Consider the following 14569-nt stretch of genomic DNA (forward strand, 5'->3'; position numbering starts at 1 on the left):
CGTTAAACTACACCGACGCAAATCGATCGCTTCATTTTTTCGGTGAATAAATAACCTTAACCGGAGCGTCATGCTTGTAGGTTGCAGCGGAAGGTCCGTACTTCGCATTGAAGCTCGGGTGCCACGCTCTCAGCTCCGTATCAGACATCCACTTAATTTCCAACTGATCGGCAGGCGCAAATCCGTAAAATTGCACCAGAGCATTTGTGGCCGATTGGCACTTTTCCGATGTGCCGGATTTAAGAATAGAAACCTGCGTCGTTTCCGCCCATGTCAGAGACCCGTTTTGCGGACATTTGCGAACTTCAACGTGATATTGTCCGCTCGGGGAAGGCAGGTTAGCAACAACTTTGTTCGGGCCGCATCCTACCGCATAAACAGACAGAAAAATCAGAACCGCGACCTGGCTTTTCATTTGTCTATCTTTCTCTTCAGCAGCTCATTCGGCTTATGGCCGCTTGACTATTGTGTGGGTTTCTACATCCCGTTAAACACAAAAGATTGCTGATGGCTATAAGTATTGCATTTTCTGGATAATATATAACCCTAGATGACCGAAACGATTAACAGGTGGCCTGTATCCGCGTCAGCCGAAAACCAGAAGCCTTATGAAGGACATTATTCCAAAGATAATACAGCGGCTACCCTGGATGCTCACTTGCTTCGAAGGGCCGAAGACCGGCATTCTATTTCGCTATCGACAAACGTCCCCATGAAAACCAACCAGGTTGCGCGGGAAGGATCGAAGGCGAAGGAACAGCGCTGACAGTACCGAATGGAGGCTTTAATGCAAAAGCCAAAGAATCTGTTCAAAACAAGCGCTATCGTGAAATCGGTATACAGTTTCTGGATGAGTACACAATGGAACTGCAAGAGGTTGGCGGATGCTCATATTACCATGGCGCATCTTGCGGCTTTAACGGGGTCGTGGAACTCGACGCTAGTGGCATTTAAATTTGAGCCGAAAATCTTCAGATAAAAAGCAAGGCTGGATTAATCACAGTTTTGCTATAAAAGTCATATGAAACACAACTCATCAGATTGGCTCATGGCGCGCCATTCATCACGACCGCCGCGCCAACTTTCAGATTACCCTACAACTATTTCGAGGCCTCCTTATGCAAATCCGCCAGTTCTCCAACGATAGCCGCTGCTTCATTTTGCAGAACGTCTTTTGTACTTTTGCGCGCTTTTTCTAAGGCAATTTCAGCGCTCAAACTCCGCTCGTTAGACTGTAGACCATCGTCCTTATCCGCATCAACTTCATCATTGTTCTTACCGCGCGCCTTAAGGCGATTTGCTTCAGCAAATATCTCATCGCGACGTGTGGCTTCATTGAGAGATATGATTGTCTTTTCGCGCTGTGCCTTCAAGGCAGCGATGTCCTCCAAAAAACGCTGAAATTCAGATTTATTCTTTACTCGGCTATCATGCCGTTCTTGCAGCTGTAAGATCGTCGCCGCCATATCGCCAAACGACTTGTATTTCGCGGCCTTCACCTGGCTCCACGGCAGGGCGTTATCGAAGCTAGATTCACCAGTGGTCTTGATATTAAACGTACCGGGAAGATTGATATCAGGCGTCACGCCACGTAGCTGCGTAGTGCCGCCATTTATTCGGAAAAACTGCGCAACCGTCAACTTCAATTCGCCGAATTTCGCTTCTGGATTCTGAACTACTTCATCAAGATTTATAACGGTTTGCACCGTTCCTTTACCGAAACTAGGCTCACCGATAATCACCCCTCGTGCGTAATCCTGAACCGCTGCAGCAAAAATCTCAGACGCCGATGCTGATCCACGATTTATGAGAACTCCTAGCGGACCATTCCAGATCGGAGTCGGAAGATCATCACTCTCTATTTTCACTTCACCTTTTGCATTGCGCTGCTGAACGACAGGCCCTTTGCCAACAAATAGGCCGGTGAGATCTATCGCTTCGGTCAATGACCCTCCCCCATTATAGCGAAGGTCAATGAGGACGCCATCAACTTTATCTTGCTTCAGTTCCGCTACCAGTTTAGCGACATCGCGGCTGGCGCTTCGATAATTCATGTCACCTTTTCGACGAGCTTCAATATCCTCATAAAATGCAGGAAGAGTGATTACGCCTATCTTTCGCGTCGTAGTTCTATCGTTTACCGAAATGATGGTCTTCTGGGCTGCTTGTTTTTCGAGGCTGATCTTGTCGCGAACCAGGCTGATAATGTGATGTGCCCCATCTGGTCCCGCGTCCGCCGGCAAAATATCCAGACGCACACTCGACCCTTTGGCACCGCGTATCAGTTGAACGACCTCATCAAGACGCAGTCCGACCACTTCTTTTATTGGACCGTTTTCATCTTGACCAACCCCAACGATACGATCTCCAACTGCAAGCTTTCCTGAGGATTGAGCGGGGCCACCAGCCACCAGTTCGCGGATAGTCGTGTAATCATCGCGTTCCTGTAAGACAGCACCGATACCCACAAGGGAAAGTTTCATAGCGATGTCAAACTCTGCCGAAGCATTCGCACCAAAATAGTCGGTATGGGGATCGACGGATGTCGTATATGCTGCCATGAATATTTGGAAAACATCGTCGGACTTCGACTTATATGCACGCGCGAGCGTGTTCTCATAGCGCTTGTCCAGCGTCTCGCGAATTGTGGCATCGTCCTTGCCAGCAAGTTTCAGACGCAGCCAGTCGTTTTTGACGCGTTTGCGCCATAAATCGTTGCGGTCCTTGTCTGATTGTGGCCAAACAGCCTTATCGCGAACAATCGGGTAGTCTTCCTGAACACTGAAGTCGAATGTTTGATTAAGCAGACTACGTGCATAAGTCATCCGGTCAACAACACGCTGCCCATAAATATTGAAAATGGCAAACGGAATGCTCAGGTCTTCCTGGTTGATGGCATCGTCAATTTCTGTGCTGCTGGTCTTGAAGCTATCTATATCAGACCGTAAGAAAATCAGCCGGTCAGGATCAAGGGAATCGATATAGCGATTCATGATCTTGACTGACAGAGTATCATCCAACGCAACCGGCTTGTAATGGAACCGCGAAAGAAACTCTGCCGTCAAACGTGCGGCTTGAACCTGCTGCGTCAACGGCTTTAGATCTGGCGGAGGGCCTGCTTCAAAAGCGTGTGAGGGAGACGCAATAATTGCAAGGAAAAGAAAGAGAAAAACAAACTTCTTGCGTAACAACTTGCACCCCATTTTCTCGAAGCAGAATATTCAAACCATAATTTATGTGAAACAATTATGGTCTTTTAGCAACCATTCGCGTTCTTATTGACCACTGAGATTACGAACCTTGCCAAAATAGCGCTGAAGGTGCCGTCATTTTCCAGTCGAAATAGAAAGTCCGGGCGGTGCCCGGACCAGTTAGACGTTCACCACCTGCGGTAGCGGCTGGTCCACGCTCATCGCATGATCGAGAACGCGCTGGAGATTTGCAGCGTGCCGGAAGTTCGGCTCCAGCCCCACACCATCGGCGACCGATCGAGCAAAACGCTGATAGTTCGTTTCGACCGGGCTCACTTCGATCTCACGCCAAACCGGAGTCTCGATATCTGCTCCAATAGAGCCACGGAGGGTCGAGTCTGCGGGCGTATGAATGACTTCAAGGGCACCTTTGTCGCCGTGAATGCGTAAACGCAATTCATTGAGATGCCCAGTTGCCCAGCGGCTGGCATGTATCACACCCAGTGCACCATTCGAATATTCTGCCATCATCACAAAACTGTCATTCGCATCAAGCACATATTCGCCGATGTGATTATTGTCGGCCTTATCGAAAGTTTTTAGTCGTGCCGATGCGCGCTCGACGTCGCTGCCAATTGCATAAGATGCAAAATCAAGAATATGAATGCCAACATCGCCAAGCACTCCGTTGGAGCCATGGCGCGTGGAAAGCCTCCAAAGCCACTTGCTCTCGGTTTTCCAATCGCCCCATGTTTTCGACACCAGCCAGCTCTGCAGGTACGAAGCCTCGAAGTGTCGCACCTGACCAATCTCGCCCGACATCACGATCTCTCGCGCCTTTTGCAACGGGGCGACATTGCGATAAGTGAGATTGACCATACTGATGACGCCTGCCTGCTCGGCGGCTTCGGCCATTTCACTGGCCTTTTCGTAACTTTCGGCAAGCGGCTTTTCGCAGAAGATGTGCTTACCTGCACCAATGAGCGCCATTGATGTTGGATGGTGGATCGCATCTGGCGTCACATTTGCAACAGCATCGAAGCGGTTCCATTCAAGAGCATCTTCAAGCCGCGTGAAGCGATTGTGTATGTCGTGATTTTCTGAGAAAGCGTCAACGCGTTCCGCTGAAACATCACACGCTGCAACCACTTCGACACCATCAATGGCTTTGAAAGCCTCAGCATGGTTCTTCGCCATGCCGCCAGTTCCAAGGATAAGAAGACGCATCATGCACCTCAACGATAACCGGCTTCGCCCGCCTTATGAAGTTTAGGCCCCCGCTCTACAACTGGCTCCAAAGCCTGGTCTACGGGAACATTTGGCGCTGTGTGAATACCAGTCCAGGCGGGCCGGGAATTATAAGCCCATTTGACAGAGTTGCGGAGTACAGTCTGCACATTCGCGTCGTGATAGGTCGGATAGGTTTCGTGACCGGGACGGAAATAGAAGATATTACCTGCACCGCGGCGCCATGTCAGACCGGAGCGAAATACCTCGCCGCCCGCAAACCATGAGATAAATACGGTTTCGAGCGGTTCAGGGACTGAAAATTGCTCGCCATACATTTCTTCGTTCTCAAGCACAAAATTCTCATCAAGACCTTGTGCAATCGGATGACCTCGGTTCACGATCCAAACCCGTTCACGTTCGCCTGCTTCACGCCATTTCAATGCACAGGGCGTACCCATCAACCGTTTGAAAATTTTGGAAAAATGCCCTGAGTGAAGGACTATCAGCCCCATTCCCTCAAAAACGCGTCTGGCCACGCGCTCAACAACTTCATCTTTTACACCACCATGATCTTTGTGCCCCCACCAGACCAATACATCCGTGTTGGCAAGGCGTTCCTCTGTCAGACCGTGCTCTGGTTCCTGCAAGGTGGCTGTGGTGGCTTCAATATTGTTATCAGCATTCAGCGCACCTGCAATCGTGTTGTGCATTCCATTCGGATAAACAGCACGAACGATTTCATTAATCTGCTCGTGAACATTTTCACCCCAGACGATAGTGCGTATAGACACGAGTATTCTCCTTAATTGTGGCCTGTGAGCCCTTGTTTGGATTGAACGATGGGGATGTAAGTGCCTATTGATAAAACCAATGCCCGAAGGCAATTGTTCCAAAAAACGATCTTTTTATTGGAAGGGTGGCTCTACCGAATGTCAACGCTGTACGACTTGTAACAGGTCGCACAGGCGCTATTGGCGTTGTGATGCGGCGTAATAGTGAGTTTCACTTCGCTGAGTTCATGCGCGGTATGGCTGAAAGGCTCAGTCAAGATGAGGTGGATATCCTGGTCAGCCCGATTGCAAATAACGGCACGGAAGATGAAGTGGAATTTTTCCAGCGCCTTGCCACCAGCCGACGCGTCGACGCTATAATCATAACCTCACCCAAACCGAATGATGAACGCATTCGCTTGCTAAATGAATTAGGCATGCCTTTTCTCGTTCATGGTCGTTCGAAAATCGATATTCCACATGCGTGGCTTGATATCGACAACGAAGGTGCCGTTTATCGTTCTACCACCCACCTGCTTGATCTTGGCCATCGTCGTATCGCTATGATCAACGGTCGCCAAGGTTTTACATTCTCACTAGATAGGGACATCGGATACCGTAAAGCTCTCGAAGAAAACCAGGTTGAATTTGACCCAGATCTCGTCGAACACGGCGATTTCACAGACGAGATCGGCTACCGCTTAGCGAGAAAACTCCTAGAGCGCGATTTATGGCCTACAGCATTCGTCGCAGGTGCGATGATGAACGCTTTGGGCATTTATCGAGCGGCCCGTTCTTTCGGTTTAACCATCGGCGGAGATATTTCCGTCATTGCACATGATGACGTGATTTCATTTCTGAGCGCAGATAATATGGTGCCGTCACTTACAGCAACACGTTCATCAATGCGCGCTGCCGGCAAACGTTGCGCAGATATGCTCATGGATATCCTTAATGACAAAGCGCCCGCCAATATTCACGAGCTCTGGCCCGTTGAACTAATCTTAAGAGAAACAGCCACTCGAGTTCCGAAAGATGAGGTCAATTTACGCAACTAGAGCGTATTGCGCAAAGTATGAAATGGTTTCCGGACAAGATGCGCGTTAACACAAACGGTTAGAGCGCTGATCTCATTCAGTCAATTGAAATGCGCTTTCGCGTTTGGAACTGTGAGAAAAGTCACTCACGAAATTCTCGAGTGCGATCGCATACTATCTGTGAGAGCTTTCTTGTTCGCCAGAAGGCTTACCCCTTTTACGAACAACCGTTCTGACCTGAGCCCTTCAATTCCCTCACTACATGGGGTAAGGAATTTGATTCTTCGTTGAACCATTTGGGACGGCAACCGTTATGAGAGTGCATGACACGTTCACAGGGTGACCTAAATTGGTTCATAAAAAAGCGACCGAGCGTCGACAGTTGCGAGAATCTCTGCCCTATTGGCAGACCACACCGCATATAACGGTCAGAACGAAGCAAACTCCATCCAAACTGCACTACGATGTTGTCATTGTCGGGGCGGGCATCAGCGGGGCACTTGCGGCTCAAGCCCTTGCGAACGGCAAGAGAAGCATTCTGATAATTGATCGCCGAGCGCCCGTGCTCGGGAGCAGTATGGCGAGCACAGCCATGATCCAACACGAACTTGATGTCCCTCTTTTCAAGCTCAAGAAATTTCTAAAAAAAGAAGCGGCAGAATGCATTTGGCTACGGTCGGCACAGTCGGTCAAATCAATCGTTTCTCTGGTCCACGAGCACAATATTTCATGCCATTTACAGTCCAAAAAAGCTCTGTATCTCGCAGGTGATGAATATGGGATGCGCGCACTGGCTTCTGAAGCCGAAGCACGAAATGCTATCGGCATTGGCGCGAGTTTTCTTGATAACCGGCTTCTGAAAGACCAGTATCAAATTGATAGAACTGGCGCGATTGTAAGCGACATATCGGCTTCAGCAAACCCGGCACAACTCACTGCCGGTATTATTCGTTCATGCATCAGACAAGGTGTTGAAGTGGTTGCGAACACCGAAATCACGGATCTGGTTAGTGTCTCGAATAAAGTAGCCTTATCAACTGCTGCAGGTACGATCATCACCGCCTCCAGTGCGATTTTTTGTACAGGGTATGAATTCCTCAAGTCTTTGGCTAACAATGATCACCAAATCATATCGACCTGGGCTATAGCCAGCCCGGATAATGTTCAGCTTCCCGCTTGGCTTGCAAACCATCTCGTTTGGGAGGCTTCAGACCCATATCTTTATTTCCGTACTGCTGAAAATGGCCGTCTTATCGCCGGCGGAGAGGATGAACAATCTGACGACGCTTATCTGGATGAACAAAAATTAGTCAAAAAGAGCCACAAAATTGCGAAGAAAGTGAAAGCACTTATCGGCTGCAATGTTGACGAGCCGGAATACCGTTGGGCTGCCGCTTTTGGCTCGACCTCACTTGGCATCCCTATGATCGGTGCCGTACCCGGACATTCAAATGTTTATGCCGCAATGGGGTATGGGGGAAATGGCATAACTTTTAGCAAAATTGCCGCCGAAATCTTATCAGCTCAACTTAATGGCAAACTAGACCGGGATGCAGATCTCTTCCCGTTCAGATAAATCTTCAAAATTCTCTCTGTTCTACAAGCTACCTAGGTTGCAGTCTGCTTACAATTATCAACAATTTTAACCATTGCGGAACGATTTCTGGGTTCAACGGTTTCATTCTTTGAGGTGAAAAATTATGACTATAAAGACCACGCGTAGCCAAACGCTCACAAATGTCCGGGAGCCACTGTGCTCCGCCTCCCTGATGGGAAAGCAGAGTTTTTGTGGCCATTCAAAGATTAAAAAGCCGGTGGCGCCATTCGTGATATGGTGGCTGCTAATGTTGGGAGGCGTAGCGATTTGGTATGTTTCTAGTTGATTGACGCAGTTGTTTGAAACTTCACTCACAGACAGGAAAAGTCATGATCAAATATCAACAGAATACCGATCCACTGACACAAGATAGCGATGTCAAATACTTAACTGAGAATTCGGATCTCTCACCATTACAGGCCAAGGAACTGATTGAGAAAATAGGTCGCAATCGTATCGAACTTCTTAAGAAAGCTAAGAACTTTAAAGCCGAAAGCTGATGAATTAAATCGCCCCCAATCATGTTCGGTCCATATGCTAATCAGTATCCTTTGAGAACGATACGGCTAGCGAACAGTTTCGCCCCCGATTTCAAAGCCTAACGTGTTATATTTAAAGGAATGGGTCGTGCCACGCGCTTTTGGAAAGGGTTATCTCAAACTCTCATTTCTGACCTATACAGTCAAACTCACACCGGCCACCGGGGACAGCGGAAAAGTTCGCTTTCCCACCTGAATGGAAAGACCGGCTATTGTATTCTCAGCCGCTACGTAGATTCAGTACCACAGTTCAACAACTATCGCGGAGCTGCGAGCCTGATCCTATGTTCCGAAGAGGTACTCGCAACTGCAATGCGTATAGGTGAAAACACACACCGGATCGCATCAAGATACGAGTGCCATGATGCGACCGTTCCGATAGCAATCCTCGATGGCTACCGGAACGATTCTTAATCACAAAATTAAGCAATTTCATATGATGAAACGCCCCAGCAGCGTTTCTAAACGAAAGTTTTATTGCAGTTTACTTCGCACTTGCGTTTTACTTTGGCGAGGGGGACCGTTAGAATGCCTTTCGAGAGTGAAATTTATCGCCAGATATTTAGCTCAGAAGAGTTAGAACAGGTGCGAATGTCCTATGTGCGATGCTGCGACTTACTAGGTACTTGGCCAAACACACACGAGAGCGAAATTCTCTTGGCTCAATTTGTTTTGAGAGCCTTTGAAGAGAGTAACCACGATCCAGAGCTTACCGCCCTCCGCGCCTTTGAAATTGTACAAATGCTCCATTAGTTGAAAAGCTTGAGGGTTTCCCACAGAGATGTTCGACTTCCTCCGTGCGGGCATTACGCTCAGTAGCCGATATTGTGGTTGCAATTTCCCATGCGGCATTCGACTCCAGCTTTAATGGGAGCACGGCGGAAAGCAGGATCGACACACTAACCTTTTGTTGAACGCAGTACGTTCCCATAATCGACTATTCTCCAAGCCGTTTCACAATAATCGCTTCGGACCAATGTGGAGTGAGCCATTGGCTTACGAACAAACAAGCAATTCGCCGACAAATTGACAACATTATTTTCTGACATTTCTTCATTAAGCTGAAAGACCGCGGCTACGCTGGTTACACAACAACCGAGCCCTCAATCTGCCAGAATTCTCCACTTGGCTCTTCTCTATAAGTTTGTTGAGATATGAACTCCAGGATTCTTGTCGGAATTATACGGGCCGATGGCGTGTAACTTGCAACCCACTTCTGAACTGTCTTGATTAAACTCCGGTTTATAAAAGCAAAGGAGAAAAATCAGTACGGTAAAAGAACTCTCTCTTGAATGTGAAATGATAAATATACACGGAATAAATTTACTCGACTCTACACTATTTAAAGCTGTGCAGCCATGACTCCCCCCGAGATTAACCAAAATTCTTATATAACAGGTGAATAAATACCTGAATCATGAGATACTCATGTCGATCCAGGCAACCCTCAGCGGAGCTCCAATTTCTCATGGAGAAATAAAATGAAAATCCTCCCCTACCTTCTCTGTCTGCTGTCACCTTTTGTTTGGCTATCCGCAGCGTCCTCTGAGCCTCTATCTGAACCAACAAGTAAACCCATCCTGACCATATCGGGCAACATCTCAAATACTAATGTAGGTGACACAGCGCAATTCGACCGTGACATGCTGGAGCACATAGGACTGCAGGCTGTTGAAACTGCAAATCCATGGTATGACGGTCGTGTGCTGTTTGAAGGCGTGTCGATGGACAAACTCATGACACTCGTAGGCGCTAAAGGAACGAAAGTGACAGCCATCGCGTTGAATGACTATGTCAGTTCGCTGCCAATGGAAGATTTCAAAAAGTTCGATGTTATTCTGGCCATGAAAAGGGATGGGAATTACATGGCTGTTCGTGATAAAGGGCCCTTATTTATCATCTATCCGTATGACAGCGACCCGCAGCTTCAAACCCAAACCTATTACACACGTTCAGCTTGGCAGGTTGCCAAGCTAATAGTTGAATAAAGGTAGAATGTGAGACGAATCTTGGGCGTCATCATATGTTGTTTTGTAATGGCAACGGCTTATATCGCCTATGTCATTGCAGAACGACAGACCGCGCTTCAGAAATTTTCCCGCTATAATGATTCTTGGTCTATCGGTCAGACCGTGTCGGAGTATATGCGACTAGAACACGTTCTGGCGACATATGCGTTGAATATGAATGACGACACACTAGAAGAAACACACCTTCGACTCGATATTATGCTTGGGCGCTTGGAATTGCTCCAGCAGGGAAACTTACGTTCTTTCATTCAGGATAATCCGCAGCGGCGTGAGCTGTTTACTAAACTAAGTGATGCCCTGAACGATCTTGATAATCGGCTCGACCAGCTTGACGCTGAAGCAATCAAATTGCAGCTTGATTCAATGGCCACATTAGATGGCCCCATGACCGCACTCGCTTCCTCGGCAGTGGAATATGATGTCGGGCTTATTGATGCAGCTCAGGCTGAAGTGCGTCAATTACATCTGATTTATACAGCCCTTGCAGCGGGGCTTATCCTTTGCGGTGTCGCGTTGTTCATACTTTTACTTCGTCATAACAGGCTTCTTGATCGGGCCCATGGCAGTATGCAACGCCTGACAAGTGAACTTCAGCAGGCGACATGCGAACTGCAGTCGCAGAATTATCGCCTCGAACATGACGCACATCACGATGCACTTACCGGTCTGCCCAATCGTGTTCTGTTTCGTCTGGATTTAGAGAAAAGACTTCTTGCAGCAAAGACCGGGCAAAAATCAGCGATTATTCTTTTGTTGGACCTCGACGGATTTAAGGACGTAAATGATACATTGGGGCATGATATTGGTGATGCACTTTTGCAAGCAGTGGCAGACCGGCTAACCGGGCTTGGACAAAAAGACGACATCGTATGCCGATTGGGTGGGGACGAATTTGCCGTATTGTCAACAGGCATCCCCGAACAAGAGGCACTCGAATTTTCTAATCTATTGATGGAAAAAATTGGCCAACCCTATCACTTGGGCGAACTCGAAATTAAAATTGGCACCTGTATCGGCATTGCAATTTCTAAGGGCGAACCAAACACAGAAGAACTCTTCAAACATGCTGATCTGGCACTTTATGAAGCTAAAGCGCTTGGTCCAGGACATGCCAGCATCTTCAGGCCGCAAATGCAAACACGATTGCGTGAGAAAAAGTCTTTCGAAGCAGATCTTCAAAAATCGCTACTGAACAGCGAGTTAAAAGTATTCTATCAACCACAGGCCCGCACGGATACGCGAGAAATTTGTGGTTATGAAGCTCTGGTTCGTTGGAATCATCCTGTTCGTGGTGCTGTGTCGCCGCTAGAGTTCATTCCAATCGCCGAAAAAATTGGATTCATACATACACTTGGAGACTGGGTTTTAAAATCAGCGTGCTCAGAAGCTGCCCGATGGAGTAAGCCACTCAAAATTGCAATTAATCTCTCTCCCGTTCAGTTTGGTAGCCCGAACCTTATTGAAAGCGTAATCAACGCGCTGGAACAGAGTGGGCTTCATGCCGGCCGATTGGAACTTGAGATTACGGAATCAGTACTTCTCGACAAAAACGAACATACCCTAAATGCTCTGCGTCAATTAAAAGCCTTGGGTATTCAGATTGCTATGGATGATTTCGGAACCGGTTACTCATCCCTAGGGAGTCTCAGTGGCTTTCCGTTCGATAAAATTAAAATTGATCGATCGTTCATACGTGATGTCACGACACGGCTTGATGCTTTAGCAATTATTGAGCTCGTAACGGGTATTGGGCGGCGCCTAAAAATGATCACGATCGCAGAAGGAATTGAGACTGAAGAGCAATTCGAATGTCTGAAAAGGCTGGGCTGTGATCAAGTTCAAGGTTTCCTTATTGGAGAGCCAGTTCCCGCTTCTGAGCTAACGGATGTCCACGGTTATGACGAACTGGCACTCAGATCATAAAGTTGGCCACAAACTTCATAGATAAGAATATTGCAAAAGGTAGCTTAGTATAAAAAAATCGGATATTCACCACCTTCATATCACATAAGATGTGCGCGCTAATACGCATAGATTTGGGCGTTAAGGTGTTAAAAATACATGGGATCAATGTACCGATTTCTGCGGATGAGGTCTCGCCAGTTATCTGGCAGGCTTTGACAAGTGGAAATTATGAGGCCAAAGAAGCAAACTCGATATTCAAGGCGGTAAAACCGGGTGATCGAGTTCTGGAGCTCGGCTCTGGTCTTGGAATCATTACGTCAATCATTGCAAAAATTGAAAATGTTTTTGTTTGGGGCTTCGAGGCCAACCCGTCCACGGCGGCACTTGCTCATCGCGTGATAGAAGCAAATAAACTGGACAACGTTGTTTTATCACAGGGCATTCTTACGGCAAATGAACCGTGTTCTATCCGGTTTTACGTACGTCGTGATTTCTGGATGTCATCAATGGATGAAAACCAGGGCCCATATGAGCGCAGTATCGACTTGCCTTCATCCAATATTGACCAGTTAATTGCTCTTCTTGGTATTAATGTCATCGTGATAGACATTGAAGGCGCCGAACTTGACTTGCTCAAGAATGCCAGCCTGACGGGAGTGGAGCGTATTGCGCTTGAGTTGCATGATCACCTCTATGGTCTTGCCGGCATCCGAGATATTACATACGCGCTGGCGACTAGGGGGTTTGCATACGACCCACGAGGTTCGAGTGGCCCATGCGTCCTTTTTGCGAAGGAAGACGGTATCCGTGAATATGACCCTGGATAAAGCCTACTGGGTCCAGCGCTATTATGACACTTAGCGATGTTGAAATTATAGCGGAATACTCAGGCTTATTTGAATCGGATACCATCTTTTCAACTGCTGGTTTGCAGCACAATTATACGCGCTTCCCGTACAAAATCACCACGTCACGTACCGCGCCCGCTCCGCCAATGATGGCGAGCGCATAGAGGGTTCGTGGAGATTCATCGTTATTACGCTCGCACAAGTAACTAAAGCACCAATTAATGCGCCTATGGCGCGAGCACCAGCTAACCTTAAAAATGGGTTTTTAGCGTAACTATTTGAGAATGCTGTGTTTTCTGCCATTTCTCAAGTGCATTTTTACACTCGCAATACAATCGCTCGCGATTTAGCAAAGCAAGTGGGCTTATAAGCAGGGTTGGATAACAGACTGGACTAACTTAAGGAGATTATCCTTACCCCAACTTGTCAAATGGGAAAAGACACCGGCAAGTGGGATGAAAAGACCAAGCCATCCGAGATCACCTTAATACGACTGCCCGTTGGCAAGGATTGAAAAATACGGCTAACGGAACAAGAAGTCCAATAAGAGTTAATCCTGCACCGGGACCACTGGGCCAAGATTATAAACCAAAACAGAAAGCTCCCCGCACTGAGCGCGAAGGCAAATTGCACTGTGACTTGATGCAGCGCGTGTATACCGTCGCAGGAATATCTTCAGTGCTATCCATGTTTGAAGCCTTTCAAAGACAGCGTTTGCGAACTTGAATAGCCACGCAAACGTCCATCTTCGTCAAGTACGGCATCGCGGCAACCCTTATTGTTGTTTGGAATTGTCAAAGATGGAACGGATTTGATCCAGTCGATTGACGACTACGGCGACCCCGAAACAGACTGATCCTAGCCCAAACGAAATCGTACCAAGAATTAGACGTTGGGTTGATTGAGCTTCAATAATAAACAACAGACCAATTAATATCTGTACGAAACCGAGATTAAATAATAGTATATTCATCTTATTTTACAATTTCGCAATAAATATTCTTCGAATCGATCTCGCCAGCAGCAACATTGTATTCGTTAACTTAAAGAAATTAGTAAACATAAATCCTTCCTCATTATATAGAAAAATACAATTTCCACTAGCTGTTTTTATTCATATCCATGCTTATCCATATCAAGTATTGTCGGTTTGCGTTCGTCTTTTACCGTTGCTGTCATTACAACAACAATACAATTTGTATCGAGCAAAACTCTCATTCCCGTCCTTTAGTATATGCAGACTCAGCACAGACAAATGTTAAAATGAACCGTCAGGATACTTAAGGGAGATACTACAAAACTTGAATAAGGAGTATTCCAAAAAAAGCTTCACCCCTTATTATAAAAGCTCGCGCTTGATCAGAATTGACGAAATGCCGGCCAATTCTCTATGCGAGTTCGAACAGGTTTGTTGGGCTCGCG

General features: G+C 47.1%; 8 protein-coding genes and 1 pseudogene. 6 read left to right on the forward strand and 3 right to left on the reverse strand.

What is annotated here, in order from left to right; genetic code table 11:
• Positions 1–1100: 1100 nt before the first annotated feature.
• From CES85_RS23025 to CES85_RS23035, 3 genes are all read right to left on the reverse strand, one after another.
• Complete coding sequence (locus tag CES85_RS23025) at positions 1101–3203, reverse strand: carboxy terminal-processing peptidase (RefSeq protein WP_095448177.1); 2103 nt, start codon at positions 3201–3203, stop codon at positions 1101–1103.
• Between the two features lie 168 nt (positions 3204–3371).
• Entirely contained in the window at positions 3372–4418 is a 1047-nt protein-coding gene (locus CES85_RS23030; RefSeq protein ID WP_095448178.1) for a Gfo/Idh/MocA family protein, read from the reverse strand.
• An 8-nt stretch (positions 4419–4426) separates the two neighbouring features.
• Positions 4427–5212 (reverse strand): ThuA domain-containing protein, encoded by a 786-nt coding sequence (locus CES85_RS23035; protein WP_095448179.1) that lies wholly within the window; start codon positions 5210–5212, stop codon positions 4427–4429.
• 134 nt (positions 5213–5346) lie between these two features.
• On the opposite strand from CES85_RS23035, the pseudogene CES85_RS23040 reads away from it, so the two are divergent.
• The 6 genes and pseudogenes from CES85_RS23040 to CES85_RS23070 form a co-directional block, all read left to right on the forward strand.
• Positions 5347–6249: pseudogene (locus CES85_RS23040) on the forward strand (substrate-binding domain-containing protein); the annotation flags it as partial.
• 328 nt (positions 6250–6577) lie between these two features.
• Positions 6578–7804, forward strand: a complete 1227-nt coding sequence (locus CES85_RS23045; RefSeq protein ID WP_095448181.1) for an NAD(P)/FAD-dependent oxidoreductase — start codon at positions 6578–6580, stop codon at positions 7802–7804.
• A 350-nt stretch (positions 7805–8154) separates the two neighbouring features.
• A complete protein-coding gene (locus CES85_RS23050; protein WP_095448182.1) occupies positions 8155–8325 on the forward strand; it encodes a hypothetical protein in 171 nt (56 codons plus the stop codon).
• A 1520-nt stretch (positions 8326–9845) separates the two neighbouring features.
• On the forward strand, positions 9846–10352 hold the full coding sequence (locus tag CES85_RS23060; RefSeq protein ID WP_095448184.1) for a putative pterin-binding protein: 507 nt from the start codon (positions 9846–9848) through the stop codon (positions 10350–10352).
• A gap of 9 nt (positions 10353–10361) precedes the next feature.
• Positions 10362–12317, forward strand: coding sequence for a putative bifunctional diguanylate cyclase/phosphodiesterase (locus tag CES85_RS23065; protein ID WP_095448185.1), 1956 nt, complete (start codon positions 10362–10364; stop codon positions 12315–12317).
• Between the two features lie 89 nt (positions 12318–12406).
• Positions 12407–13126: an FkbM family methyltransferase gene (locus CES85_RS23070; protein ID WP_095448186.1), complete on the forward strand. Its 720-nt coding sequence runs from the start codon at positions 12407–12409 to the stop codon at positions 13124–13126.
• The last annotated feature ends 1443 nt before the right edge of the window (positions 13127–14569 follow it).

Source organism: Ochrobactrum quorumnocens (assembly GCF_002278035.1).
In the GTDB taxonomy this organism is placed as follows: domain Bacteria; phylum Pseudomonadota; class Alphaproteobacteria; order Rhizobiales; family Rhizobiaceae; genus Brucella; species Brucella quorumnocens.